Source organism: Marinovum sedimenti (assembly GCF_054052205.1).
This window is the reverse complement of the sequence record NZ_CM133223.1, coordinates 824,859-851,603: the sequence shown is the minus strand read 5'-3', so window position 1 is coordinate 851,603 and position 26,745 is coordinate 824,859. Positions and strand designations below refer to the sequence as shown.

The window sequence follows — 26,745 nt, the reverse complement described above, 5'->3', positions numbered from 1 at the left end:
CGGGCCAGTGCCCGGCCTTAATCATGTGCGACAGTGGTTTAGCCGGTGGCTTAGCCGTTGGCTTCGCGGATCTTGTCAGCGGCGTCCTTGTCGAAGGTCACGCCATTGTCGGCAAACATCGTGTCCAGCTCGCCCGAAAGCGTCATCTCGGTGATGATGTCACAGCCGCCGACGAACTCGCCCTTGATGTAAAGCTGCGGGATTGTCGGCCAGTCCGAGAACTCTTTGATCCCCTGACGCAGGCCATCATCGGCCAGCACGTTCACGTCTTTGAAATCGACGCCCATGTAGTTCAGCACGCCCGCCACGCGGCTGGAAAAGCCACACTGCGGCATCTCTTTGGTGCCTTTCATGAACAGCACAACGTCATTTTCTTTTACGGTCGTCTGGATGGTATCTTTGGCATCGGTCATTTGGTTTTTCCCTTCGGAACAAATCGTTTAGCGTATTCCTGCGGGTCGCGGGGCACCTTGTAAGACTGGCTTTGACCGCCAAGTCCCGAGGAGTAATGCGAGTGCAGGGTGTGGTATCCTTCGCCGGGCTCTGCGCCGCGGCTTTTGTCCTGATCCTCGCGCAGGGCCCGCCGTGCCAGGATCAGGGTCACCCCCAAAATGGCCAGGCAGAGCAGCAGGATGAGGACCGCGTCCATGGCTAGTCCGGCGCGCGGGTTGTGAGCGCGAGCGCGTGCAGCTCGCCACTGTCGAGCTTGGCGCGGATCGCGGCGTTGACAGCACGCTGCTGTTGCACCCGGTTCATGCCGCGAAAGCTTTCGTCGATGACTTCGGCGGCAAAATGCTGGCCGTCATCGCCCTGAACGATGATCTCGGCGTCGGGGAAGGATTGGCGGATCAGGGTTTTGATTTCGGTGGCGTCGATGGGCATGGAATGTCCTTTGGTCCTTTGTCGCAAAAGGTAAGGTTGGTGCGGCGGGATGGCAAGTGGCAGTGCGCGGTTAGGGGCGCAGTATCTGGGCCAGTTCCTTGGCCTCGATCTGTCGCACGTCCTGTGCGTAACGCTCTGACATTGCGGTTGTTTCGGCTTCTGACCACGGTTGAAACGGCGGATGGTCGGGGCCTTTGGGAAAGCGGCACAGCGCCTCGGCGCTGGTGTCGGGTGTCACTTGGCCGATTTTTTCCAGATAGGCCAGCGCATCGGCGGAAAAGCCGGGGTTGGCGGCGCTCTGGGTCAGCTCGATCCGCTCCCCCGCAGCGCCAAGGCAATGGCGCATAACGTTGGGCACGACGGCGGGATAATCTTCGTAACGCCAGAGGAAAATCTCTCTGTCGCCAATGGCTTGCCGCAGGGACTTCACCAGTTTCAGCCAGCTCAGTTCGGCCACATCGGCCTGTCCCAGATAGCTGCGGAAGGGCTGAAAGGCGTGGCCTTTCATGTGTTCCTGCCACGCCGACACCAGAAAGCCCGCCGGGTTGCGAATGGCCAGACCGATGCGGATGTCATGGTCGGGAAACAGCGCCAGAACCCGTTTCACCCGGCCCGGCGCAAATTTGTACAGTTGGTTGTCTTTGAACGCCATATCGGGGGCAAGCGAGGCGCTGAGGATGTTTTCATTGAGCAGAAGCACATCCTCGGCAGCGCCGACATGTTTGTGCAGGAACCCCTCCGCGGCCAGCGCCAAAAGCGCGGGATCAGCCCGGCCATGCAGCAAGCCCGAGAGCGGCAGGATATCGCCGCCGATGGGCATCGGGCCGATCACACCGTGACCGGCCTCGGCCAAAACCGCGCGCTGGGCCACCAGCGCGCGTTGCAGATGGGTCGAGGCGGTCTTGTGCGCGCCGATCAGGAAGGTCAGCCGCCGCCGCATCGCCTTTATCCGAACAGGTCGGGCAGGGTGGCGCGCGATATGCTGCGCAGCTCTTCCAGCGGGGCGGAGCTTGAGCCGATAACCACGTCGGAGCCGTGGAATTTGCCGACGGTGGCCAACGGGATATCGGCCTGACCTGCGTTCACAATCAGCGCCTCGGCCTGATCAAAGTTGCAGGCAATCAGGTAACGCGCCTGATCCTCGCCAAACAGCCCCGGCGTGTCGGTGACGTCCAGAACCACGCCAACATCACCGGCATCGGCTAGCTCATAGGCCGCCAAAGCCAGCCCGCCATCGCCGATATCGGTGCAGGCGGTGATCCAGTCGCGGTTGTCGCGGATGAAATCGCCAGCGGCCTTTTCAGCGGCCAGATCCACATGCGGCGCATCGCCATCGGTGCGGTTGAACACTTCGGCGAGCAGGGCGGAACAGCCCAAGTGGCCTTCGCCCGCGCCCAGCATCAACAGTATATGACCCTCGCGGGCGGTGCCGGTGATCGCATGGTCGGCGTCTTCGATCAGACCCACCGCGCCAATGGTCGGGGTGGGCAGGATGCCGGTGCCGTCGGTCTCGTTGTAAAGCGAGACGTTGCCCGACACGATCGGCACATCCAGCGCCGCGACGGCTTCGCCGATGCCTTTGATCGCGCCAACAAACTGGCCCATGATCTCGGGCTTTTCGGGATTGCCAAAGTTGAGATTGTCGGTGGTTGCCAAGGGCTTGGCCCCCACAGCGGTCAGGTTGCGATAGGCTTCGGCCACCGCCTGTTTGCCGCCCTCAACCGGGTTGGCAAAGACATAACGCGGGGTCACGTCAGAGGTGAAGGCCAGCGCCTTTTTGGTGCCGTGCACGCGGATGATGCCGGCGCCGAGGCCCGGAATGCGGATGGTGTCGGCCATCACTTGGCTGTCGTATTGCTCAAACACCCAGTTGCGGGCCGAATAGTTCGGTGAGGCCAACAGCGCCTTGAGCCCGTCGATGCCGTCGATTTCCGGCACCGCAGTCAGCTCTTCTGGCGCGGGGGTTTCCACCCAGGGGCGGTCATATTCCGGCGCGGTCGAGGCCAGCTGCGACAGCGGCAAATCGGCTTTGCAGTCGCCGTGGTGCATGATCAGAAAACGGTCTTCGGCGATGGTTTCCCCGACGATGGCAAAGTCGAGGTCCCATTTGTCGAACACCGCTTTGGCCTCGGCCTCTTTCTCGGGGCGCAGCACCATCAGCATGCGTTCCTGCGATTCCGACAGCATCATCTCGTAGGCTGTCATGCTCTCTTCGCGCACCGGCACCAGTTCGAGGTCAAGCCGGATGCCCAGCTTGCCCTTGTCACCCATTTCGACGGCAGAGCAGGTCAGGCCCGCCGCGCCCATATCCTGGATCGAGATCACGGCACCGGTCTGCATCAGCTCGAGCGTCGCTTCCATCAGGCGTTTCTCGGTGAAGGGGTCGCCAACCTGAACAGTGGGGCGCTTTTCCTCGATGGTGTCGTCAAACTCAGCCGAGGCCATCGTCGCGCCGCCAACGCCGTCACGCCCGGTTTTCGCGCCGAGGTAGACCACCGGCATGCCGACGCCCGAGGCCGCCGAGTAGAAAATCGCATTGGTGTCGGCCAGACCGGCGGCAAAGGCATTCACAAGGCAGTTGCCGTTGTACGCCGGATCAAATCGCAGTTCGCCGCCCACGGTGGGCACGCCGAAACAGTTGCCATAGCCGCCAACGCCTGCAACCACGCCATTGACCAACTGCTTGGTCTTGGGGTGGCTGACTTCGCCAAAGCTCAGCGAGTTCATCGCCGCAATCGGGCGCGCGCCCATGGTAAAGACATCGCGCAGGATACCGCCAACGCCGGTCGCCGCGCCTTGGTAAGGCTCGATATACGAGGGGTGGTTGTGGCTCTCCATTTTGAAAACCACGCATTGGCCATCACCGATATCGACGATGCCGGCGTTTTCGCCGGGGCCACAGATCACTTGCGGGCCCTCGGTGGGCAGCGTGCGCAACCACTTCTTCGAGGATTTATAGGAACAGTGTTCGTTCCACATCGCCGAAAAGATACCCAATTCGGTAAAGCTCGGCTCACGACCGATGATTTCGAGGATCCGCTCGTATTCATCGGGGCTCAGCCCGTGGGAGGCGATCAGATCGGGCGTGATTTCTGGCTCTTGCATCGGTGTTTGGTCCCCAGGTCCGGTTTGGGCACCGTTTACGACATGGGCAGGCGCGGGGCAATGCGGGTTTCGCGCCCTATTGACGGGGTGCGACGATGGGCGTTGTCTGGGGCCAGTCGCTTCAACACCGGAGATGCACCTGTGACGCGGATATTTCCCTTTGATCTTGGCCCGCCGATTGGCGATCGCGCGAGCCTTGGCCTGATTGTGTTGCAGGCGGACGAAACCATAGAGCATGATTTCCGCCGCCTGATGCCGGCCAGCGGCGTGGCCTTATATGTGTCGCGCATTCCCAGCGCGCCCGAGGTCACCCGCGAAACCTTGATGACGATGGAGGCGCAGATGCCTGCCGCCGCCGGAATGCTGCCGCACCCGGTGCGGTTTGATGCGGTGGGATATGGCTGCACTTCGGGGACCTCGGTGATCGGGGCGGGGCGGGTGGCCGAACTGATCGCGGCGGGCTGTGCCACCCGCGCCGTGACTGAGCCGGTGAGCGCACTTATCGCGGCCTGTCAGAGCCTTGGGGTCACGCGCTTGGCGCTGCTGTCGCCCTATGTTGCGGCAGTTTCCGACGGTTTGCGCGCAGTTTTGGCGGCGGCCGGGATCGACACGCCGGTCTTTGGCAGCTTTGACGAGGCCGAAGAAACCCGCGTGGCGCGCATTGATGAACCCTCATTGATCAAGGCGGCCTGCGCGCTGGCCGAGTCATCAGATTGCGAGGCGCTGTTTATGTCCTGCACCAACCTGCGCACGCTGGATGTGATCGCCAAGATTGAGGCCGCAATCGGCAAGCCGGTGCTGTCAAGCAATCAGGTGCTGGCCTGGCATATGCAACGGCTGTCGGGGGTGCATGATCCGCTGGCAGGATTTGGCAAACTGCTCACCTTGTGAGCGGCCAAAAAAAAGGCCGAGCACTAAGCTCGGCCATAGTCCAACAGGGAGGTATGAAGTCATGCGCAGATGCGCAATCAGACTTCATAAAGTTGAAATAATAGGCGAGTATGAGTCGGGCAAGGAAATTCATGCCGCACATGCAGCATAGTTGATATGCGTTGCGCGCATACCTCACTTTTAGAGTGCTGATTTTCCGGGCGATGGATCAGGTCAGGGCGCGGCCCTCAGGACTGTTCTCGTACTTGACGGCGGTGCGCAATGATTTCCTCTTGAACAAAATCGCGGAATGCGGCGATGCGCCGAGATTGCCGCAGTTCTTCGGGATAGGCAAGGAAAACAGGGACTTCTCCGCTTTCTTCGTCGTGCAGCACCCGCACAGCACGTGGGAAGTCTTCGATCACGTAATGCGGTAGCACACCGATGCCGAGATTGTTGATCACCGCCTGCAATACGCCGAAATAGTTGTTCACCGTCAGGGTAGAGCGCAAATCATGCGTCAAAAGCATTTGGACAAAGCTTTGTCCGGCCCCGACCTGGGTAGAATCAGTGCGCTGACAGATCAACCTGTGGCTGGCGAGATCGTCGAGCGATTTCGGCGTGCCGTTCTGCGCGAGGTATTCCGGCGACGCATAAAGCCGCATCCAGACGCTCATCAACCGCTTGCGCACAAGATCAGCCTGGCTTGGCTCTTTCATCCGAATGGCGACGTCGGCCTCGCGCATTGGCAAGTCAAGCACCCGTTCCTCAAGCATCAGGTCGATGTTGAGATCGGGGTATTTTTCATACAGCTTGGCCAGGCGCGGTGCGAGCCACAGCGAGCCAAAGCCGGTGGTGGTGGTGACCCGAAGGCTGCCAAACACCTCTTCCTCGCTGTCGCGAATGCGCGCCGAGGCCGCCTCAAGCCGTTTGTTCATCGACGAGGTCGCATCGAACAGCAGTTCCCCCTGTTCGGTGAGAATCAGCCCCCGCGCATGTCGGTGGAACAGCGTGGTGTTCAGGCTCTCTTCGAGCGCCCGGATCTGTCGACTGACAGCCGATTGCGAGAGATGCAGTACGTCACCGGCGTGCGTAAGGCTGCCCGCGTCCGCCACTGCGTGAAATATTCTGAGTTTATCCCAATCCATAAGATCGCTTTCGTGAAGTCTGGAGCGTTGTTTTGCAAGAAAAACATATAAATTGGAAAGATAACGCTAACATGGGAAAGTCACGTAAAATTTCCCTCGTAAGGTCAGTCTTTATGACCTATTGTTGCCCTATACTGAACTAGAGGCAGTAACCTTGGGAGGGGTCCATGAGCCAGCAGAAAATCTCGTTAAACGACCGTTTCGATCTCACGAAATCGCCAGTGTTGCTGAACGGCACCCAAGCGCTTGTGCGACTGATGCTCGCCCAAAAGGCGCGCGACGCGGCCGCAGGCCATAATACAGCGGGTTATGTCACCGGGTATCGCGGCTCGCCTTTGGGTGCGGTCGACCTTCAGATGACCAAGGCCGCCAAATGGCTGGCCCCCTCAGACGTGACCTTTAACCCCGGTCTAAACGAAGACCTTGCCGCCACCGCGCTTTGGGGCGCGCAGCAGGCTGAACTGCGCGGCGAGGGCAAGTTCGACGGGGTCTTTGGCCTTTGGTACGGCAAGGGGCCGGGGGTGGACCGCTCGGGCGACGTGATGCGCCACGCCAATATGGCTGGCACCTCGGCTTTGGGCGGCGTGCTGATGGCGATGGGCGACGATCACACCGGCGAAAGCTCGACCGTGTTGCACCAATCGGAATGGGCGCTGGTCGATGCCTATATGCCGGTGGTCAGCCCGGCGGGGGTGCAGGAAATCCTCGACTACGGCCTCTATGGCTTTGCGCTGTCACGGTTTTCCGGCCTCTGGGTCGGGTTGAAGACGATGAAGGACACCATCGAAACCACCGCAGTGGTCGATGGCGATCCGCACCGTTTGAACTTTGTGCTGCCGAAATTCGACATGCCCGAAGGCGGGCTGAACATCCGGCTTGGCGATACGCCGCACGCGCAAGAGGCGCGGATGATCGACTATAAACGCTTTGCCGCCGAGGCGTTTTCCCGTGCCAACAAAATGGACAAACGCGTTTGGGGCAAACCGGGGGCCAAGATCGGCTTTGTCGCGGCGGGCAAGAACTGGCTCGATCTACAACATGCGATGAGCCTGCTGAACGTGACCGAGGCCGAGGCCGACCGGCTGGGCATCACCACGTATAAAGTTGGCCAGACCTTCCCGCTAGACATGCAAAGCTTTCACGACTGGGCAGAAGGCCTTGATCTGATTGTGATTGTCGAGGAAAAGCGCAAGCTGATCGAGGTGCAGGTCAAGGAGGCGATCTTTGACGACCGTCAGGGCCGCCGGGTTTATGGCTGGTACAAAGGCGGCGCGGGCGGCATGCACCGCGACGAGCTGTTCCCGACCCGTGGCGCGCTCGATCCGATCTGGATTGCCGAAAAGCTCGGCGGCATCCTGATCGAAGAAGGCCGTGGCACCGATGGCATTCGCGCCGGTCTGAATGCGCTGCAAGAGGCGCGCGCGGGCGACAATGCACAGGAAATCGCCGCGCGTTTGCCGTATTTCTGCGCGGGCTGCCCGCACAATAGCTCGACCAAGGTGCCCGATGGCAGCCGGGCTTATGCTGGGATCGGCTGTCACTATATGGTGCAGTGGATGGACCGCGAGACCACCGGCTTTACCCACATGGGGGCCGAGGGCGCGAACTGGATCGGCGAAGCGCCGTTCTCCAAAACTTCGCATGTTTTTCAGAACCTTGGCGACGGTACTTACAACCACTCCGGCTCGCTCGCGATCCGCGCGGCGCTGGCGGCGGGCACCAATATCACCTACAAAATCCTCTATAATGACGCCGTTGCCATGACTGGCGGCCAGCCCAACGAGGGCGGTCTGTCGCCGTATCGGATTGTCAATGAAATCAAGGCGATGGGGGTGGAGAAGATCTTTGTTGTCTATGACGACAAGGAGGATGTCGACCTCAAGAAGTTCCCGCAAGGCATTGAAATAAATGAACGTTCCGAGATGGAGAGCGTGCAGAAAACCTGCCGCGACATCGAAGGCGTCTCGGCGATTGTCTATATCCAGACCTGTGCGGCCGAAAAACGCCGTCGTCGCAAGCGTGGGTCCTTCCCAGATCCGGACAAACGGGTGTTCATCAACAAGGACATCTGTGAAGGCTGCGGCGATTGCGGTGTGCAGTCGAACTGTGTGGCGATTGTGCCCGAGGAAACCGAATTGGGGCGCAAACGGGCGATTGACCAATCGGCCTGTAACAAAGATTTCTCTTGCCTCAAAGGATTTTGCCCGTCGTTCCTCACGTTAGAGGGGGCTGCGGTCAAGAAAGGCGCAACACGCGAATTGGAGCTGCCTGATCTGCCACAACCGGCGCTTCCGGCGATTGACGGCACCTATAACGTGGTGATCACCGGCGTCGGTGGCACCGGCGTTGTGACCATCGGCGCGGTGATGGCGCAGGCTGCACAGCTTGATGGCAAAGGCGCGGGCATGATGGAGATGGCTGGGCTGGCGCAAAAGGGCGGCGCGGTGCACATCCATTGCCGCATCTCGGAAAAGCCAAGCGATATCAGCGCGATCCGCGTTGCAACGGGTGAGATGGATGCGCTTATCGGCGGCGATCTTGTGGTTTCGGCCGGGGCCAAGACCATCGGGCTGATGCGCACCGGGCGCACCGGTGGCGTGGTCAACAGCCATGAAATCATCACCGGAGACTTCACCAAGAACACGGAATTCTCTATTCCTTCCGATAGGTTGCAGCTTGCGCTTGAAGCAAGACTTCAGGATCGGTTAACGCTGTTCGATGCCTCCGATCTGGCGCGGGCTGTCATGGGGGACTCGATTTATTCCAACATGATCCTGTTTGGCGCGGCCTGGCAAAACGGGCTGATCCCGCTGAGCCATGCGGCGATCCTTGAGGCGGTCGAGATGAATGGCCAGGCGGTCGAGCGCAACAAACGCGCGTTTGAGATTGGCCGTTGGGCGGCGCTTAACCCGGCTGACGCCGACGCGATGAGCCGCCCTGTGGTGGTCGATTTGCCGAAAACGCTGGACGATCGCATTGCCTTCCGCGCCAACCATCTTACGGCGTATCAGGGCAAGCGGCTGGCGAAACGCTACCGCGCGCGGGTCGAGGCGATTGAAGACAAGGATCTGCGCGAAGCGGTGGCTTTGGGCTATCATAAGCTGTTGACTTACAAGGATGAATACGAGGTCGCGCGGCTTATGATCGACAGCCGTGACAAGGCCAAGGGCACCTTTGAGGGCGACTTCAAAATGACCTTCCATCTTGCCCCGCCGGTGCTGAGCAAAATGGGGTCGGATGGCCGTCCGCAAAAGCGCACTTTTGGCGAATGGCTGCTCGGGCCGATGAAGATGTTAGCGAAGTTGAAAGGTTTGCGTGGCACACCCTTGGATGTGTTCGGCTACTCCACCGAACGCAAGATGGAGCGCGCGCTGATCGGGCAATACGAGCGGGACCTTGATGAGGTGCTGGCCAAGTTTGATGTAGGCACCCGTGATGCGGTGATTGCGTTGGCGCGGCTGCCGCTGGATATCCGCGGATTTGGCCCGGTGAAACAGGCCAATGAGGCCAAGGCCGCCAAACGACGTGAAGAGCTTCTGGCGGTGATCCGCGCAGGTGGTCCGGAAATGAAAAAAGCCGCCGAATAAAGCGGGCGATAGGCTTTGAAGCGGGCGACGAAGCATTGTAAGTAAGGCGAAACCCACGCGAAAAGGTTTTGCTATGGCTAGCAAACGGCAGGTCGCCCGCGATATTTCCTACGCCTATTCCGCCGAGACGCGGGGTGGGCGGGCAATGATCCGGCTGATGGAAAACGCCACCGGGCGGCTTGGGCTGATCAAGCGGGCCGATGGCTATGAAACCGCTGTGGCCGAGGGGCAGGACTTTTGGCAGGTCATCGTCGAACGCTATGGTCTGGGGCTCGAGATTGTTGGCGGATCGCTCGACAATATCCCCAAAACCGGGCCGCTGGTTGTCATTGCCAACCATCCGTATGGCATTCTTGACGGGCTGATGTTGGGGCACATCCTGTCGGTGGTGCGCGGCGATTTCCGCATCCTTGCGCATCAGATTTTCCGCAAGGCCGAGGAGCTGGACAAGATCATCCTGCCGGTTGATTTCGCCGGCACCAAGGAGGCGATCAAAACCAATATCGAGACGCGCAAAGTAGCGCTTGATTACCTTGCCGATGGCGGTGCAATCGGCATCTTTCCGGGCGGCACGGTGTCGACCGCTGTCACCCCGTTTCAGCATCCGATGGATCCGGGTTGGCGGACGTTTACGGCCCGGATGATTGGCAAGTCCGATGCCGCCGTGGTGCCGATTTACTTTGAGGGCCACACCTCGCGGCTGTTCCAACTGGCCAGCCACCTGCACAGCACTCTGCGCATGGGGCTGCTGATCCAAGAGTTTCGCCGCCGGGTGAATACGCCGGTGCGGGTGTCGATCGGCACGCCGATTGATCCGCAGGAGTTGACCGCGCGCTCCAAAGACAGCCGCGCAATGATGGATTTCCTGCGCAAAGCCACGTATGAGCTTTCCCCTACGCCGTTGAAATCCTATGATTACGGCTATGAGTTTGAGGAGCGGCACAGGCCGTAAACGACGATGGCAGTTGGAATTTTCGATAGCGGCCTTGGCGGGCTCACAGTTTGGAACGCGGTGGCCAATCGGCTGCCCGAGGTGCCGTTTGTCTATTACGCCGACAGCGCCAATGCGCCGTATGGCGTGCGCGCGGCGGATGACATTCATGATCTGACCAAGGCGGCGGTGACGCGGCTGTGGGACGAGGGCTGCGATCTGGTGATCCTCGCGTGCAACACTGCGAGCGCCGCGTCTTTGCGCCGGATGCAAGAGGCCGGGGTGCCTGCAGGCAAGCGGGTGCTGGGGGTTTTCGTGCCGATGATCGAGGCGCTGACCGAACGGCAGTGGGGCGATCAATCGCCGCCGCGCGAAGTGGCGGTGCGCCATGTCGCGCTGTTTGCCACGCCCGCGACCGTTTCGAGCCGCGCCTTTCAGCGCGAATTGGCGTTTCGCGCCATAGGGGTAGACGTCGAGGCGCAGGCCTGTGGTGGGGTTGTCGATGCCATCGAGGAGGGCGATCTGATCTTGGCCGAGGCGCTGGTGCGCAGCCACGTCGATGCGCTCAAACGCAAGATGCCGATGCCGCAGGCCGCGGTGCTGGGCTGCACGCATTATCCGCTGATGGAAGAGGTGTTTCAGGACGCGCTGGGCCCCGAGGTGAAAGTGTTCAGCCAAGCCGAGATCGTGGCCGAAAGCCTTGGCGATTACCTGACGCGGCATCCAAAGATGCTGGGCGAGGCGACAGAGACCCGCTTTCTAACCTCGGGCGATCCGAAAAAGGTAAGCCAGGGCGCGACGCGATTCCTGCGACGAAAGATCGATTTCGTCAAAGCCTGACGGCTGATAGTTTATGCGCCAGGGACGGGCCCGGACAGCGGGCCGCTTTGGCGGGGCAATATAACCCATTGGGGAGACCGCAAAATGACCAAGAAAATCGCAATCCTCGGCGCGTCGGGCTACACCGGTGCCGAGCTGGTTCGGCTGATCTCGACGCATCCGGATATGGACATCGCCGCATTGGCCGCCGAGCGCAAGGCGGGGATGAAAATGGCCGATGTGTTCCCACATCTGCGCCATCTGGACCTGCCCGATCTGGTGAAGATCGAGGAGATTGATTTCAGCGGCATCGACCTGTGCTTCTGCGCCTTGCCGCACAAGACCAGCCAAGAGGTGATCAATGCACTGCCGAGAGACCTCAAGATCGTTGATCTGAGTGCGGATTTCCGGCTGCGCGATCCCGAGGCCTATAAAAAGTGGTACGGCAACGACCATGCCGCCATCGAGATGCAGGGCGAGGCGGTTTACGGTCTGACCGAGTTTTACCGCGATGAGATCCGTGGCGCGCGGCTGGTGGCGGGCACCGGCTGTAACGCCGCGACCGGGCAGTTTGCGCTGCGGCCGTTGATTGCGGCGGGGGTGATTGGGCTCGACGACATCATTCTGGATATGAAATGCGCGGTCTCTGGCGCGGGGCGCAGCCTCAAGGAAAACCTGCTGCATGCCGAGCTGTCCGAAGGTTACAACGCTTATGCCGTCGGCGGCACCCACCGGCACTTGGGCGAATTTGATCAGGAATTCTCGAAACTGGCGGGCCGGGACGTGAAGGTGCAGTTTACTCCGCACCTGATGCCGGTCAATCGCGGCATCCTTGCCACCTGTTATGTCAGCGGCGATGCGGCGCAGGTGCATGCCACTTTTGCCAGCGTTTACGCCGATGAGCCCTTCATCGAGGTGCTGCCGTTTGGCGAAACGCCGAGCACCCATAATGTGCGCGGATCGAACTTTGTGCATGTCGGTGTGACAGGCGACAGGATCGCGGGGCGGGCGATCGTCATTGTCGCACTCGATAATTTGACCAAGGGCTCCTCTGGACAAGCGCTGCAGAATGCCAATCTTATGCTTGGGCTTGAGGAAACTGCCGGGCTGATGCTGGCACCGCTGTTTCCGTAAGGGGGGATCGATGAAAAACCTTAAGAAACAACGCCGTATCCAAGTGATCGCGGTCGCGGTGGTGGCACTGGTGCTGGCCACCGGGCTGATCGGCTATGCGATGCGCGACGGCATCAACTTTTTCCGCTCACCGACGCAGGTGGTTGAAGAGCCGCCGCGCGCGACCGAGGTGTTTCGCATCGGCGGGCTGGTCGAGGAAGGTTCGCTCACGCAGGGCAATGACAACCGCATCCAGTTCAAGGTGACGGACGGGAATGCGACGGTTCCGGTGGTCTATCAAGGGCTTCTGCCGGATCTGTTTTCCGAAAATCAGGGCATGGTGGGGACTGGGAAATATATCGATGGCACCTTTGAAGCCTCGGAAATCCTTGCCAAGCATGATGAAACATACATGCCGCGCGAAGTGGTCGACGCTCTGAAAGCGCAGGGTGTTTACAAAGAACCTGAGGGCTAAGGGCAGGGCGGTCTTCGCTTTGCGGGGGCTGGGTCTTGTGCGCGCTTTTGGCGTGCAAGTGGCACGCCAGTGCGGCGATGAGGGGACCTTGTCGCCGCCCGGCAAGGGGAGCGCGATGCCGCAAGTGCGAAGGATTCGCCAGCACCAGCAGGGTGTGCGGATTTTCGCACTGATGGCCGCTAACTTTGTGCGGATTTCCGCACATCTTAAAACGGCGCTCCCAAGTGAGCCGATTATATCACTTTTGAATCAAGTACTTAATTCTATTTTCTCCCCTCTGTTCACGACCACTTGAGCGGCTACGAACGCCGGGGTTTAGTGTCGCCATGAGGCCCGAGGACACACCTTGCGGCAAATCATGACTTCTCGGGAGGAGAAACCAATGAAATCATTCCTGACAACCGCCGCCACCGCGATGGCCCTGACCGTCACCGCCACCACCGGTGCGCTGGCTGCCTGCGACGATGGCGAAATCGTCATCAAGTTTGCCCACGTCACCAACACCGACAAGCACCCCAAAGGCATCGCCGCTTCGCTGCTTGAACAGCGCGTCAATGACGAGATGAACGGCAAAGCCTGCCTCGAAGTGTTCCCGAACTCGACCCTGTACAACGATGACCAGGTGCTTGAGGCGATGCTGAACGGCGACGTTCAACTGGCCGCGCCGTCGCTGTCGAAGTTCGAGCGTTTCACCAAGCAATTCCGCATCTTCGATCTGCCGTTCATGTTCAACGACATCAACGCCGTTGACGCGTTCCAGAACTCGGACACCGGTCAGGCGATGAAGGAATCGATGACCCGCCGTGGCCTGCTTGGCCTCGCGTTCTGGCACAACGGCATGAAGCAGATGTCGGCCAACAAGCCGCTGCTGGCGCCGACCGACGCCAATGGCCTCAAGTTCCGCGTGCAGTCCTCGGACGTGCTCAAGGCGCAGATGGCGGCAATCGGTGGCTCGCCCCAGCCGATGGCGTTTTCCGAAGTCTACGGCGCGCTGCAAACCGGCGTTGTTGATGGCCAAGAAAACACATGGTCCAACATCTATGGCCAGAAGTTCTTTGAAGTTCAGGACGGTATCACCGAAACCAACCACGGCATCATCGACTATCTGCTCGTGACCTCGACCGATTTCATCGACAGCCTGCCCGAAGACGTGCGGGACCAGCTCACCACCATCATCGGTGAAGTGACCGAAGCGCGCAACGCAGAGTCGAGCAAAGTGAACGCAGACGCCAAGCAGGCGATCATCGATGCCGGCGGTGTTGTGCGCACGCTGGACGCCGATCAACGTCAGGCCTGGGTCGACGTGATGAAGCCAGTTTGGGAAGAGTTCAAGGAAGACGTCGGTCAAGAGAACATCGACGCCGCCCAAGAAATCAACATGATGAACTGATCTGTTAATACAGTCACCCGGTCCGCGAAACGTGGGCCGGAGCCGCCAACGTGCGGGGGACAAGGGCCGGGATCGACAACGATTCCGGCCCGTTTCATACCCGGAGTTCCATTGGCCATTTGGCCCGGTCCGGCAACAATAAGACGAAAAGGGGAAGGGCGATGTCAGCCCATTACGAACCCAAGGGCATCCTGGGCCGCATGGTTCATGAGCTCGAAGAAACCGTCATCGCGCTGATCCTCGGGGCCATGACCATCATCACCTTCATCAATGTCGTGCTGCGCTATGGCTTTAACACCGGGCTGATCTGGGGTCTGGAAATGACCGCCTTTCTGTTCGCCTGGCTGGTGCTGTTCGGCGTGAGCTATGCGGTCAAGGTCACGGCTCACCTTGGCGTCGATGCGGTGATCAACCTGTTTGACAAGCCGGTGCGCCGTGTTCTGGCGCTGGTGGCGGCGGCGGTTTGTATCGCCTATGCCTTTCTGATCCTTAAGGGATCTTGGGATTACTGGGCCAACTTCGCCAACCTTCCCCAGACGTCGGGCCGCTGGTTCCCGACCGGGTTTGAAGAGATGGGCCGCTCGTCTTTCCGCGGCTGGTACGAGGTCAACGACATCCCGATGCCGTCCTGGCTGGCTTGGATCGAAGGGCCAATGAACGAGGGCGAAGCTTATGAGAAAATCCCGCGCTTCATCCCCTATGCCATGCTGCCCTTTGGCGCGGCGCTGCTGTTGTTTCGCTTTATTCAGGCCACCGTGCGGCTGATCACCGGCGAGGCGCAGACGCTGATTGTCAGCCACGAAGCCGAAGACGCGGTCGACGAAGTCCGCCACATGAATTCAGGGGATTAAGAATATGGAAGTCATTTTCCTCTTTGTCATGGTCATCGGGCTGATGCTGATCGGGGTGCCGATTGCGATCTCGCTTGGCATGTCGTCGATCTTCTTTCTGCTGGTGCTCAGCGACACCTCGCTGGCCTCGGTTGCACAGACCTTTTTCCAAGCGATGGCGGGGCACTACACGCTGCTGGCCATTCCGTTCTTCATCCTAGCCTCAGCGTTTATGTCAACGGGCGGCGTGGCGCGCCGGATCATCCGGTTCTCGATTGCTCTGGTCGGGCACCTGCCGGGCGGTTTGGCGATTGCGGGCGTCTTTGCCTGCATGTTGTTCGCCGCTTTGTCAGGCTCGTCGCCTGCAACCGTGGTGGCCATCGGTTCGATCGTTATCGTCGGCATGCGCGAAGTCGGCTACACCAAGGATTTCGCCGCTGGCATCATCGCTGTGGCGGGCACGCTGGGCATCCTGATCCCGCCGTCCATCGTCATGGTGGTCTATGCTTCGGCTACTGACGTGTCGGTGGGGCGGATGTTCCTTGCCGGGGTCATTCCGGGCCTGATGGCGGGCTTTATGCTGATGCTGACGATCTATATCATCGCCCGCGTGCGCAATTTGCCGAAAGGCGAATGGAAGGGCTGGGGCGAGGTTATCAGCTCGGGTGTTGAGGCCGGTTGGGGCCTGTTCCTGATCGTCATCATCCTGGGCGGCATCTACGGCGGTATCTTTACCCCGACAGAAGCGGCGGCGGTTGCGGCGGTCTATGCCTTCTTTATCGCCACCTTCGTGTATCGCGACATGGGGCCGCTGAGGAAACCCGAGGGCGAACCCAACCTGTCGCTGATGCAGAAGCCCATCGCGCTGGTCACAGCGTTCTTTCACCGCGACACCCGCGATACGCTGTTCGAGGCGGGCAAGCTGACGGTCACGCTGATGTTCATCATCGCCAACGCGCTGATCCTCAAGCACGTGTTGACCGATGAGCAAATCCCGCAACAGATCGCAAGTTCGATGCTGGCGGCGGGTTTTGGCGCGGTGATGTTCCTGGTGATCGTCAACGTGATCCTGCTGATCGGTGGTCAATTCATGGAGCCCTCGGGCCTGATCGTGATCGTTGCACCGCTGGTGTTCCCGATTGCCATAGAACTTGGCATTGATCCGATCCATCTGGGCATCATCATGGTGGTCAATATGGAGATCGGGATGATCACGCCGCCGGTGGGGCTCAACCTGTTTGTGACCTCGGGCGTGGCGGGCATGCCGATGATGCGGGTGGTGCGCGCGTCGCTGCCATTCCTCGCGGTGCTCTTCGTGTTCCTGATCATGGTGACCTATATTCCGGTGCTCTCGACATGGCTGCCGACCACCTTCATGGGGCCTGAGATCATCGTCAAATAGGCTGCAAGGCTGATGCACAAAGCAAAACGGCGCTCCTTGCGGGGCGCCGTTTTTCGTTGGAAGGCTTGGGTGGCGTTAGTCCGCGCTGGCGGCGAGGGCGTCGATGATCGGGCCAAAGTCTTCGGGCTTGAGGCTCGCGCCGCCAACCAAGGCACCGTCAACATTCTCGACCGCGAAAATCTCGGCAGCATTGCCGGGTTTGACCGAGCCGCCATAGAGGATGGCAAAGCTGTCGCCGGTCTCTGCGCCAAAGCGGGTGGACAGCGCGGCGCGGATGAATTCATGCACTTCGCCGATCTGCTCGGTGGTGGGGACCTTGCCGGTGCCGATGGCCCAGACCGGTTCATAGGCGATCACAACCGAGGTGCCCTTGGCACTGTCCGGCACCGATCCGGCGAGTTGGCCGCCGATCACGTCGAGCGTGTTGTCGGCCTCGCGCTCTGCAAGGCTTTCGCCGACACAGATCACCGCCGTCAGACCCGCCGCCATCGCGGCTTCGGCTTTGGCGCGGATTGCCTCGTCACTCTCGCCATGGTCTTCGCGCCGCTCGGAGTGGCCGACAATCACAAAAGTCGCGCCCGCATCCTTGAGCATCTCGGCCGAGGTATCGCCGGTGTGCGCGCCAGAGGCGGCGGCGTGGCAATCTTGACCGCCAATGGCAATGTCGCTGCCCGAGACGGCCTCGACCGCGCGGCTGACAAGCGTCGCGGGCGGGCAGATCAGAACCTCGCAGCCCGCGCTGCCGTGGCTTTTGGCCAGGGTGGTCAGGCGGGGCAGCTCGGCCGAGGTTCCGTTCATCTTCCAATTGCCGGCGGCAAGTTTGCGTCGCATGTTCATTCCTTTGTGCAGGTTTGGCGCGCATCATTGCGGCAATCGCCCAAAGGTCAAGCCCGGTTGCACCGCGCTGCCGGTTCTGGGACAACCCGAGCGTCACAGGAGAGTGCCGATGATACCGAGGATTGATGCCTGTTCGCTGCGCCAAGGCGACCCGCTGGCGCTGGATGCGCTGAAAGTGGCGGCGCAGGATGTGGGGTTTCTGACCCTGACCGGAACAGCGCTTGGCCCTGACCGGGTGCGCGAGGTGATCGCCGCCTATCGCGCATTTTTCCGGCTGTCCGAGGCCGAGAAGCGCGCGGTTGATATGGCGCGCACCGGATCAAACCGTGGCTGGGGCGCGCCGCAGAGCGAGCAGGTCGATCCCAACGCCAACCCCGATTACAAACAGGTGTTTGATTGCGGGTTTGAGCTGCCTGCGGACGATCCGGTGCGCGCATTGGGCCTGTCGGTCTATGCCGATAACCTCTGGCCTGCCTATCCGCCCGAGTTCCGCCAGATCGTGCAGTCGTATTACGGTGAGGCTTTGGCCGTGGCGAAGGATGTGCTGCACGGCATCGCCCGCGCGATTGGCGCGCCTGCGGATTATTTCGACGACAAGTTCACCCGCCCGATGGCTTTGCTGCGCGGCAATTATTACCCCGAGCGCCCCGAATGGGCGGGGGACAAGGATTTCGGCATCGCGGCGCATACCGATTACGGCTGCCTCACTTTGCTGGCCACCGACGGCGTGCCGGGGCTTGAGGTGCAGACCCGCGATGGCGGCTGGCTGCCGGTTGCGGCGCAGCCGTGCACCTTCATCATCAATTTTGGTGAGATGCTGGAGATGTGGACCGAGGGCAGGGTGATTGCCACGCCGCACCGGGTGCGCGGCTCAGACCGCGAGCGGATCTCGGTGCCGATGTTCTTCAATCCCAACCATGATGCCAATGTGGCCCCGCCCGGCGCGGATGCGCCTGTGCTGGCCGGGGAGCATCTGGCACGGCGGTTTAATGAGACTTATCTGCATCTGAAGGCCTGAGTTTTCGCCACGCCTGCGCGTGTCGACAGGCTGGGGGCGCTGCCCCCAGCCCCCCGAGGTATTTTTAAACAGAAGAAGCCTGAAGAAGATCTAAGTGGCTTGCGTCAGTTAAGCTTTGGGACGCCGTTGGGGAATTCTTCGGTCAGTTCCTCGACGTCTTTGAACTTGATCGATTCGCCGCAACCGCAGGCGTCTTCGACGTTGGGGTTGTTGAACTTAAAGCCGCTTTCGAGCAGCGAGGTCTGGTAGTCGATTTCGGTGCCGAACAGGAACATCTGCGCCATCGGGGCAATCATCACCCGCGCGCCGTTTTCTTCCACCACCTCATCGTGTTCGCCAACTTCGCCGGCGAAATCCATCGTGTATTCCATCCCCGCACAGCCGCCTTTCTTGACGCCGATGCGCAGGCCCGCGTGGCCCTCTTTGTGCATCAGCTTCACGATCTGGCGGATCGCGGCGGGGGTCATGGTGACGGCTTGTTTGCCGGGAATGCCGAACATGGTGAAGTCTCCTTTGCGCCTTATCTAAGGGCGCGTCTGCTTTGGGACAAGCGGGCGGGCGGGATTTCCGCCGACCGTTGTTGCGGCGGCCACATCGCGGGTGACGACCGCGCCGGCCCCGATCACCGCATCGTCGCCCACGGTAACGCCGGGCAGGATAAGCGCGCCGCCACCGATCCAGACGTTGCGCCCGATGGTGATGGCGCGGCCAAATTCCAGCCCTTGGTCGCGCACCGCCGGATCGCGTGGGTGGTCGGCGGTCAGGATCTGGACGTAGGGGCCGATCTGCGTGTTGTCGCCAATGCGGATCTGGCAGACATCAAGCAGGACACAGCCGTAGTTTAGGAAAACGCCGTCTCCGAGAAAGACGTTGTCGCCGTAGTCGACGTAGAGAGGCGCGCGCAGTGCACAGCCAGAGCCGTAGCCGCCCAAAAGCGCGCTCAGGATGCGCTCGCGCTCTTCGGTCTCGCCATAGATCGTGGCGTTGTAGGCGCGCATCAGCGATTGTGCGCGTTGGCGGGCGGCAACCAGTTCGGGGTTGCCCGCATCATAAAGGTCGCCCGCGCACATCCGCTGTTTTTCCGACAGCATGACGGCGCTACATGAACCCCAGTTCGAGCCGGGCCTCATCGCTCATCATATCCATGCCCCAGGGCGGATCCCACGTCATTTCAACGTCAACCGATTGCACGCCATCCACCGGACCGACCGCATCGATCAGCCAGCCGGGCATCTCACCCGCCACCGGACAGCCGGGGGCCGTCAGCGTCATGATGATATTAACCTTGTTTTCGGTATCGATCTCGATGGTGTAAACCAGACCGAGATCATAGATATTCACCGGGATTTCAGGGTCATAGACCGTACGGCACGCCTCGACCACAGTGTCGTAAAGCGTGTGTTCGGTGCTGGACGGCTTGATCAGCGGCGCGCCTTCCATTGGCGCGGTGGCATCATTCATCACGGGGCCTCATATCATTTCTTACCAAACATATAGGGATTAGGCCCGGCAGGGTCCAGTGGGGGCAGGGCGGCTAGGTGTTTTTTGCAAGAGAATGCGTGCATTGCGTTTTCAATCTAGGTAAAAGAATACCGAGTGTGCATCCTGAAAATGCTCTGTCCCGGTCTAATTCTTGCCCTGATAGCGCATTATCCACGGCATATTCATTAATGCAGGATATACCATGTTTCATAAAGACACGCCCATAGCCCAGTATCGCGGTCCCTTTGGCGTGCCGGTTCAAATCGGGGCCAGCAGCATCGTGCTGGTGATGATTTACCTGTCGTTCTTCAATTCGCTGACGGATCTGGCCTATGATCTGGCCTTTGTCGTGCTTTTGGTGCTGTCGATCCTGTTGCACGAGCTGGGCCATGCTTGGGGCTGTATCATTCAGGGGGTGCCGGTGCGCCGCATTTTGCTGCATTGCGGCGGCGGACTGTGTGAACGTGATCAGGATGTGACAGACCGGCAGAAAGAGCTGATCGTGGCCATGGGTCCGATCGTGAACCTGACAATCTGGGCGGTGTCCTCGTTGATCTGGCCGCATCTGCCTGCGGGTGTGCTCGCTTGGGCGCTGTCGACGCTGGCCTGGATCAACTTTTACCTCGCGATTTTCAATCTGATGCCGGTTCAGCCGCTCGATGGTGGCAAGCTTTTGAACCTGCTTCTGGCGCGTTTCCTTGGGGCCAGTGCAGCAAGCCGTATCGCCGGATGGGTCGGGCTGGCGTTGATCCTTGCTTGGGCACCTTTGTTGATCGGCGGGTTCTATTATTTCTCGATCATGCTGTTTTTCCTGCCCTCTTTCCGGGCCAATTTCGACATGGCGCGGGGCACTGCCTGAGGGTTTCGAAGCGCTCTGAAGGGCAGGGTGGTTAGTCGTTGATGTCGTGGTCAAAGTGTTTCACTTGGCCACGCGGCAGGGAATAGACCCGCCGCAACACCAGCCAGGCCGCCAGCGACAGGGCGGCAAAGACCAGCACCACCATCGCAGGCGACAACAGCGACAGCGGCCCCAGCATCGCGAGGCCGACCAGCGCCGCACCGATGGCAAAGCCCAGAAACACAAAGCCCGGCAGCAGCACCTCGGCGATGGCAAACACCAGCGCCGCTGCGAGCCAGACCCACCAAACGGTCAGGATGTCGCCCATCAGCCGCGCCCTTTCAGCAATTTGAACGCATCGCCAAAGGCCTCAAGCGCCTGAGCGGGCACCACAATTGTCTGGTTGCCCTCGCCGCGGCCAAGATTGCCCATCGCCTCGACCTGTTTCAGCGCCACTTGATACTGCGCCGCTTCGATCCCGTGATCCGAGATCGCCCGCGCCACCACTTCGGTTGCATAGGCCTCGGCGTCGGCCTGAATGCGCCGCGCCTTGGCGGTCTGTTCGGCGGCATAAAGCTCGGCATCGGCGTTCAGTTCGACCGCGCGTTTTGAGCCCTCGGCCCGCGTCACCTGAGCGCGCCGTTCACGCTCGGCGTTAAGCTGTTGCAGCATCGCCTCGCGCGTCGCCTGATCAAGGTTAACGTCTAGGATTTCGGCGCGCGTCACCTCGATCCCCCAATTGTCCACCGCGTCCTCGACGCTGTGCTTGATGGTGTCGATCAACGACGAGCGATTGGATTGCACCTGATCGAGCTCCATCCGGCCAATCTCGGCCCGGACAATCCCGGCAACTGTGGTCTCAATCGCGGCGTCGATGTCGCGGATGCGGTACACGGTTTTTTCCGGTTCGATGATCCGGTAAAACACCGAGGTATCGACTTGTACCAAGACGTTGTCCGAGGTGATCGCGTCTTGCGAATGGGTTGGGAGCTGGCGTTCAAGGATCGAGATTTTATGCGCCACCCGGTCCAGAAACGGCACGATGAAATTGATCCCCGGCCCCAGAACCGCGCGCAGCCGGCCAAAGCGCTCGACCACGAATTTGTCTGACTGGGGCACAATCTTGACCCCGCGAAAGACGACGATAATCAGAAAAAGCGCCGCCAAAAGAATGACGGCATTGCTCTCGAGCACGTCCAACACAACTTGTTCCATCAAAGTATTCCTTGGTAAAAAATCACCCCATACGTGGGCACAATGGCCCACGCTTACAATACTTTGATGGCTCTGTCAGGTTTCAGACGCCTTGCGTTTGCGCACCGGTTGCGGGCGCACATGGGCTTCGATGTGGTCATACAGAAGACCGGCGATATTCTTGCCGCTGGCCTTTTCGATGCCCTCAAGACCGGGCGAAGAGTTCACCTCCAGCACCTTGGGCCCGTTTTCCGAGCGCAGCAGATCGACACCGGCCAGTTTAAGCCCGAACACCCGCGCCGCCTTGACCGCCGCTTCGCGCTCTTCCTTGGAAATCCGCACCACCTGCGCGCTGCCGCCCCGGTGCAGATTGGAGCGGAAATCGCCGTCTGCCCCGGTGCGTTTCATCGCCGCGACAACCTTGCCGCCGACCACAAGACAGCGGATGTCTTCGCCCGAGGCTTCCTTGACGAAATCCTGCACCAGAAAGTTGGCCTTCAGCCCGCGAAACGCGTCGATCACCGATTGCGCGGCTTTCTTGGTTTCGGCCAGCACAACGCCTTTGCCTTGGGTCGATTCCAGCAGTTTCACGATCAACGGCGCGGTGCCAACCAGGCCGATCAGGCTGTCGGTGTCCTTGGGCGAGGCCGCAAAGGCAGTGTTGGGCATGCCGATCTTGTGGCGCGCCATAAGCTGATGCGCACAAAGCTTGTCACGGCTCTGGGTGATGCCCTGCGAGCCGTTCACGCAATAGGTGCCGATGGTTTCAAACTGGCGCACAACGGCGGTGCCATAGCTGGTGACAGTGGCGCCAATCCGCGGGATCACCGCATCATAACGCGGCAGGCGTTTGCCATCGTAATACACATCCGGGGCCAGCGCGTTGATCGCCATGTAACACCGGGTTGTGTCAATGGTTTCAACCACATGGCCACGTTCTTCGCCCTCGGCCACCAGCCGCGCGGTGGAATAGTTCTGCTCGCGGCTCAGCACCGCGACACGCAGCGCCCGGTTCGGGGCCATCTTGCGCACGCGGGTCGAGTGATAGACGTCAAAGCTCAGCTCGGGCTGCTGGAATTTCTCGCTGGGCACCACCGTCACCTGATCGGCAAGCGCCTGACGGCCCAGCAACATGTGGTTGGACATGCCGCGCCGGTCGGTCAGGGTGACTTCAATCGGCCAGGATTTATTGCCCACGGTGATGTCGGTCTTGATCACATAGCGGCTCTCGGCCTCGCCGTTCGAGCTTATCACCTCGCGCCGGTCGATGATCTCGGCGGAGCAGGGGATCGACAGGTCATCGCGCCCGGGAATGGGGTGCACGGCAAAGCGCACCTTGGGTTTGGACGCGGGGCCAAACCGTTCGATATCATAGGCATGAAGCGCAGAAGTGCGGGCACCGGTGTCCACCTTGGCACGCAGCGCAGGCAGCCCCAGATCGGGCAAAGCCACCCATTCTTCCCACCCCAGCTTGATCTCATCGGTCATATTGCGGCCCCTTCATGCTCCGGTGGTCAGCGGTAACGGGTGCAGGCGGGGGGATCAAGGACGGAACGTGGGGAATGATTTGCATCTCAGGCCAGATAAGGCGGAACGTTACGGCGTCAAATCCGCGCTCTCGACAAATGCCGCGAAACAGGGCAAATCCGGGCCTATGACCCAGACATCCTTTACCCTTTCGGCCAGCGATGGCCGCGCCCGGACCGGTGTGATCACCACGCCGCGGGGCGAGATCCGCACCCCCGCCTTTATGCCCGTCGGCACTGCTGCCACGGTCAAGGCGATGCTGCCGGAAAATGTGCGCGCCACGGGCGCCGATATCCTGCTTGGCAACACCTATCACCTGATGCTGCGCCCCACTGCCGAGCGGATCGACAGGCTTGGGGGCTTGCACAAATTCATGAATTGGGAACGCCCGATCCTGACCGACAGCGGTGGCTTTCAGGTGATGAGCCTCGCCGGATTGCGCAAGCTGACCGAGGAAGGCGTGTCGTTCAAAAGCCATATCGACGGCTCGAAACACATGCTCAGCCCGGAACGCTCGATGGAGATTCAGCGGTTGCTGGGCTCGGATATCGTGATGTGTTTCGATGAATGCCCGGCGCTGCCTGCCGACCGTGACCGGATTGCCGAGAGCATGGAAATGTCGATGCGCTGGGCTGCGCGCTCGAAAGAGGCCTTTGGCGAACGGCCACGGCATATGCTGTTTGGCATCCAGCAGGGCGGGTTGGAGCAGGACCTGCGCGAGCAATCGGCTCAGGCGCTGCAAGAGATCGGCTTTGACGGTTACGCCATCGGCGGGCTGGCCGTCGGCGAGGGGCAGGAGGCGATGTTTGGCTGTCTCGACTATGCGCCGGGGCAGTTGCCCGAGGACAAGCCGCGCTATCTCATGGGCGTTGGCAAGCCCGACGATATCGTTGGCGCGGTGGCGCGGGGCGTCGATATGATGGACTGCGTTCTGCCCTCACGCTCGGGGCGGACGGGGCAGGTGTTCACTCGCCACGGCGTGCTTAACATCAAGAACGCGCGGCATCAGGATGATCCGCGCCCCTTGGATGAGGCCTGTACATGTCCGGCGTGCAGCAGCTATTCGCGCGCCTATCTACACCATGTGTTCCGCAGCCAAGAGATGATCTCGTCGATGCTGCTGACATGGCACAATCTGCATTATTACCAAGAACTTATGCAGGGGATGCGGGATGCCATCGGGGAAGGGCGCTTTGCTCAATGGGCGGCTGACTTCCACTCCGCGCGGGCGCAAGGCGACATTGACCCGCTCTGACGTGACCGCAACAAGCACATAGGAAAACGCCCCGCTGCATCTCTGCAACGGGGCGTTTTTACGTTTGGCCTAAGGACCAGTCAGTTACTGCAATCCGCCCGCGGTTCGGCGCAAGAGCGGCGTGATCCGGCGGACGGTGGCGCGGCGGTTTTCGCGGATGTCACCTTCGCGGCGGATCAGAAGATCGCTTTCGCCATAGCCTTGGATCACAAGGTTTTCCGGCGGCACATCGAAGTATTCCACCAGCGCCAGTGCCACGGATTCGGCACGACGGTCAGACAGGGCGAGGTTGTAAACCGCGCTGCCGACGGTGTCGGTGTGGCCCTCGACAAGGAAAATCTCATCAGGATTGGCAGCGATGAAATCCGCCATCTGACGGCCCAGATCGGCCAGTTCCTCGGCCTCGGAAGCGACGATCACCGAGCTGTCGGTGCGGAAGTTAATCGCGTCCAAAGTGACCTCGGGCATCAGGTGACGCACCTGCTGGATGCTGCGCACCTGGCGCAGGGTGAAGCGGCGATCAATGTCCACCGCCAGCTCGGCGTTGAGCGCGGATTCCAGCGCGGCGCTGTCGCTTTGGGTGGTGACAACCACAGAGCGGTCACGCTCGGGCAGAACGGTCACATCGACCGGCTCGGCCTCTTTGGCGGTGTCGTCAAAGATCACGACGCGGGTGCCATCTTCGAGCACGCGAACGCGGCGCAGCACGGTGCCATCAGCAGCGCGTACGGTGATCACCTGCACGCCGTTGTCACGGGTCACGGTGGTCCGGGTCGAGCCGTCGTCAAAGCGGCGGGTCTCAACCTGCGTACCGGGCTGGCGCAGCAGCACATCGTCGTCGCGGAACACTTGAAGTTCGCCGTCACGGCGCACAACCACGCGGTCGCCCGAGTTCGACACAACCTCGTCGTTGCCGCCAAGGATCTGGCTCAGGGCCAAGACGCCGAGGCCAAGCACAGCGGCGGTTTCGGCGTTGTTCAGACCGGTTTTCTTATCGTCGTCGTCATCGCGCTTTTGTTGCGCGACATCATCGCCGCCAAGCTCGGGCACGACCACTTCGGTGTCGAACTCTTCGTTGCTCGAGCGCACATCGCTTTCGGTCAAGGTCTCGGTGGTGATTTCCACTTCGCCCGCGTCGGCATCACCGGCCTCAAGTGCCGCAGCGGCTGGCGGCTCGGTTGGGACAACGGCGACGACAGGCGGCTCTTCGGTCGGCAGGGACAGGCCCAAGGCCACCTTCATGGCGCGGCGCAGTTCGGGGTCTGGCATGGTGTCGGGGGCAGTGATCGGCAGCTCGAGGTCGGAGACCAACTGCAACAACTCCCCTCGAGACATCACATCGACATCGGTGTCGATGATCAAGCCGGGGCCGGGCACAACGGGATCGGGCTGCGGCGCGGGCACAGCTTCAACAACCTCGGGCGCAGGCGCGACTTCGACCACTTCAGGGGCAGGTGCGACCTCGGGTGCGGGGGCCTCTTCGACCATCACGACCTCACCTTGGCTCAGCGTCGGCTCAGCGGCGGGTTCGACGGTCACGTCAGCGTCAGCAGCGACTTCGGGGGCGGGCTCAACCACCACTTCGGCCTCGGCGGTGACTTCGGGGGCCGGTTCCGGGGTGATCTCAACAACCGTCGGCTGGACGCCCAAGGCGGCTTTGATCCGGTCGCGAAGATCTTCTTCTTTCAGACCTGCCATGTCGCTCAGGCCAAGACCAAGCTCGGCAGACAGCTCTTGTGACAGGAGAAGCATGGCCTCAAAGTTCAGGGCGTCGATCTGCTGTTCGGTCGGGGTCGCGCCGCTGTTGATGGTGGCGGCAACATCGTTCAGCGCGGCTTGCTGATCGACGGCGGCGCAGGGCGGATTGCTGCCATCGGCGCAGATCCGCTTTTCTTGCGCGACAAGTGCGCCGGGCATGATGAGTGACAAGCACAGCGCCAGCGCCGTCGAGTTCGATAGGATAGATTTAGTCATGTCGAGGTTCCTCTCTTCCCCTGCTGCTGCGTCAACGCGGGGGAAGGGTCTTTGGTTCCTCAGGCTAG

At 60.8% G+C, this 26,745-nt stretch carries 26 protein-coding genes; 12 read left to right on the top strand and 14 right to left on the bottom strand.

Annotation, left to right across the window (positions count from 1 at the left end; translation table 11 throughout):
* Window positions 1-50 precede the first annotated feature (50 nt).
* The 5 genes from grxD to purL form a co-directional block, all read right to left on the bottom strand.
* Complete coding sequence (grxD, locus tag ACW9UO_RS04045; protein WP_457087699.1) at window positions 51-413, bottom strand: Grx4 family monothiol glutaredoxin; 363 nt, start codon at window positions 411-413, stop codon at window positions 51-53.
* The gene (locus ACW9UO_RS04040; protein ID WP_457087698.1) at window positions 410-649 is read right to left on the bottom strand and encodes a hypothetical protein; all 240 of its coding nucleotides are present in this window, start codon (window positions 647-649) and stop codon (window positions 410-412) included. Before ACW9UO_RS04040 ends, grxD begins: the two co-directional genes overlap by 4 nt.
* Before the next feature lie 2 nt (window positions 650-651).
* Window positions 652-882, bottom strand: coding sequence for a BolA/IbaG family iron-sulfur metabolism protein (locus ACW9UO_RS04035; RefSeq protein WP_457087697.1), 231 nt, complete (start codon window positions 880-882; stop codon window positions 652-654).
* Window positions 883-952: 70 nt separating this feature from the next.
* A complete protein-coding gene (locus ACW9UO_RS04030; RefSeq protein WP_457087696.1) occupies window positions 953-1,822 on the bottom strand; it encodes a hypothetical protein in 870 nt (289 codons plus the stop codon).
* Window positions 1,823-1,827: 5 nt separating this feature from the next.
* A complete protein-coding gene (purL, locus tag ACW9UO_RS04025) occupies window positions 1,828-3,987 on the bottom strand; it encodes a phosphoribosylformylglycinamidine synthase subunit PurL (protein WP_457087695.1) in 2,160 nt (719 codons plus the stop codon).
* A gap of 141 nt (window positions 3,988-4,128) precedes the next feature.
* Here purL and ACW9UO_RS04020 point away from each other — a divergent pair, with 141 nt between their 5' ends.
* A complete protein-coding gene (locus tag ACW9UO_RS04020; RefSeq protein ID WP_457087694.1) occupies window positions 4,129-4,878 on the top strand; it encodes a maleate cis-trans isomerase family protein in 750 nt (249 codons plus the stop codon).
* A 227-nt stretch (window positions 4,879-5,105) separates the two neighbouring features.
* Here the strand turns inward: ACW9UO_RS04020 and ACW9UO_RS04015 are convergent, their stop codons facing one another.
* The gene (locus tag ACW9UO_RS04015; protein WP_457087693.1) at window positions 5,106-6,005 is read right to left on the bottom strand and encodes a LysR family transcriptional regulator; all 900 of its coding nucleotides are present in this window, start codon (window positions 6,003-6,005) and stop codon (window positions 5,106-5,108) included.
* Window positions 6,006-6,172: 167 nt separating this feature from the next.
* Here ACW9UO_RS04015 and ACW9UO_RS04010 point away from each other — a divergent pair, with 167 nt between their 5' ends.
* From ACW9UO_RS04010 to ACW9UO_RS03975, 8 genes are all read left to right on the top strand, one after another.
* Window positions 6,173-9,592 (top strand): indolepyruvate ferredoxin oxidoreductase family protein, encoded by a 3,420-nt coding sequence (locus tag ACW9UO_RS04010; protein ID WP_457087692.1) that lies wholly within the window; start codon window positions 6,173-6,175, stop codon window positions 9,590-9,592.
* Window positions 9,593-9,665: 73 nt separating this feature from the next.
* Window positions 9,666-10,544 (top strand): lysophospholipid acyltransferase family protein, encoded by an 879-nt coding sequence (locus ACW9UO_RS04005; protein WP_457087691.1) that lies wholly within the window; start codon window positions 9,666-9,668, stop codon window positions 10,542-10,544.
* Between the two features lie 6 nt (window positions 10,545-10,550).
* A complete protein-coding gene (locus ACW9UO_RS04000; RefSeq protein ID WP_457087690.1) occupies window positions 10,551-11,363 on the top strand; it encodes a glutamate racemase in 813 nt (270 codons plus the stop codon).
* Window positions 11,364-11,447: 84 nt separating this feature from the next.
* Window positions 11,448-12,476, top strand: coding sequence for an N-acetyl-gamma-glutamyl-phosphate reductase (argC, locus tag ACW9UO_RS03995; RefSeq protein WP_457087689.1), 1,029 nt, complete (start codon window positions 11,448-11,450; stop codon window positions 12,474-12,476).
* A gap of 10 nt (window positions 12,477-12,486) precedes the next feature.
* Entirely contained in the window at window positions 12,487-12,930 is a 444-nt protein-coding gene (gene ccmE / locus ACW9UO_RS03990; protein ID WP_457087688.1) for a cytochrome c maturation protein CcmE, read from the top strand.
* A gap of 382 nt (window positions 12,931-13,312) precedes the next feature.
* Complete coding sequence (locus tag ACW9UO_RS03985; protein ID WP_457087687.1) at window positions 13,313-14,320, top strand: DctP family TRAP transporter solute-binding subunit; 1,008 nt, start codon at window positions 13,313-13,315, stop codon at window positions 14,318-14,320.
* Between the two features lie 161 nt (window positions 14,321-14,481).
* Window positions 14,482-15,171, top strand: coding sequence for a TRAP transporter small permease (locus ACW9UO_RS03980; protein ID WP_457087686.1), 690 nt, complete (start codon window positions 14,482-14,484; stop codon window positions 15,169-15,171).
* Between the two features lie 4 nt (window positions 15,172-15,175).
* Window positions 15,176-16,552 carry a TRAP transporter large permease gene (locus ACW9UO_RS03975; RefSeq protein ID WP_457087685.1) on the top strand — a complete coding sequence of 459 codons (1,377 nt, stop codon included), beginning with the start codon at window positions 15,176-15,178 and terminating at the stop codon, window positions 16,550-16,552.
* 75 nt (window positions 16,553-16,627) lie between these two features.
* Here ACW9UO_RS03975 and tpiA read toward each other — a convergent pair whose 3' ends face one another.
* On the bottom strand, window positions 16,628-17,383 hold the full coding sequence (gene tpiA / locus ACW9UO_RS03970) for a triose-phosphate isomerase (RefSeq protein WP_457087684.1): 756 nt from the start codon (window positions 17,381-17,383) through the stop codon (window positions 16,628-16,630).
* A gap of 115 nt (window positions 17,384-17,498) precedes the next feature.
* Here tpiA and ACW9UO_RS03965 point away from each other — a divergent pair, with 115 nt between their 5' ends.
* Window positions 17,499-18,407: an isopenicillin N synthase family dioxygenase gene (locus ACW9UO_RS03965; RefSeq protein ID WP_457087683.1), complete on the top strand. Its 909-nt coding sequence runs from the start codon at window positions 17,499-17,501 to the stop codon at window positions 18,405-18,407.
* Window positions 18,408-18,511: 104 nt separating this feature from the next.
* On the opposite strand, the gene ACW9UO_RS03960 is transcribed toward ACW9UO_RS03965, so the two are convergent.
* Genes ACW9UO_RS03960 through ACW9UO_RS03950 form a run of 3 tightly spaced genes read right to left on the bottom strand, consistent with a single transcriptional unit; the run spans window position 18,512 to window position 19,868 of the window.
* A complete protein-coding gene (locus ACW9UO_RS03960) occupies window positions 18,512-18,907 on the bottom strand; it encodes a HesB/IscA family protein (RefSeq protein WP_457087682.1) in 396 nt (131 codons plus the stop codon).
* A gap of 24 nt (window positions 18,908-18,931) precedes the next feature.
* Complete coding sequence (locus tag ACW9UO_RS03955) at window positions 18,932-19,498, bottom strand: sugar O-acetyltransferase (RefSeq protein ID WP_457087681.1); 567 nt, start codon at window positions 19,496-19,498, stop codon at window positions 18,932-18,934.
* Between the two features lie 7 nt (window positions 19,499-19,505).
* Entirely contained in the window at window positions 19,506-19,868 is a 363-nt protein-coding gene (locus tag ACW9UO_RS03950) for an SUF system Fe-S cluster assembly protein (RefSeq protein ID WP_457087680.1), read from the bottom strand.
* A 223-nt stretch (window positions 19,869-20,091) separates the two neighbouring features.
* Between ACW9UO_RS03950 and ACW9UO_RS03945 the strand changes: the two genes are divergently transcribed.
* On the top strand, window positions 20,092-20,748 hold the full coding sequence (locus tag ACW9UO_RS03945; RefSeq protein ID WP_457087679.1) for a site-2 protease family protein: 657 nt from the start codon (window positions 20,092-20,094) through the stop codon (window positions 20,746-20,748).
* A gap of 31 nt (window positions 20,749-20,779) precedes the next feature.
* Here ACW9UO_RS03945 and ACW9UO_RS03940 read toward each other — a convergent pair whose 3' ends face one another.
* From ACW9UO_RS03940 to rimK, 3 genes are all read right to left on the bottom strand, one after another.
* A complete protein-coding gene (locus ACW9UO_RS03940) occupies window positions 20,780-21,055 on the bottom strand; it encodes an NfeD family protein (protein ID WP_457087678.1) in 276 nt (91 codons plus the stop codon).
* Window positions 21,055-21,942 (bottom strand): SPFH domain-containing protein, encoded by an 888-nt coding sequence (locus tag ACW9UO_RS03935; protein ID WP_457087677.1) that lies wholly within the window; start codon window positions 21,940-21,942, stop codon window positions 21,055-21,057. Before ACW9UO_RS03935 ends, ACW9UO_RS03940 begins: the two co-directional genes overlap by 1 nt.
* A gap of 75 nt (window positions 21,943-22,017) precedes the next feature.
* The gene (gene rimK, locus ACW9UO_RS03930; protein WP_457087676.1) at window positions 22,018-23,409 is read right to left on the bottom strand and encodes a 30S ribosomal protein S6--L-glutamate ligase; all 1,392 of its coding nucleotides are present in this window, start codon (window positions 23,407-23,409) and stop codon (window positions 22,018-22,020) included.
* Between the two features lie 166 nt (window positions 23,410-23,575).
* Between rimK and tgt the strand changes: the two genes are divergently transcribed.
* On the top strand, window positions 23,576-24,703 hold the full coding sequence (gene tgt / locus ACW9UO_RS03925; RefSeq protein WP_457087675.1) for a tRNA guanosine(34) transglycosylase Tgt: 1,128 nt from the start codon (window positions 23,576-23,578) through the stop codon (window positions 24,701-24,703).
* 84 nt (window positions 24,704-24,787) lie between these two features.
* Here the strand turns inward: tgt and ACW9UO_RS03920 are convergent, their stop codons facing one another.
* Window positions 24,788-26,677, bottom strand: a complete 1,890-nt coding sequence (locus tag ACW9UO_RS03920; RefSeq protein ID WP_457087674.1) for an OmpA family protein — start codon at window positions 26,675-26,677, stop codon at window positions 24,788-24,790.
* Between the last annotated feature and the right edge of the window lie 68 nt (window positions 26,678-26,745).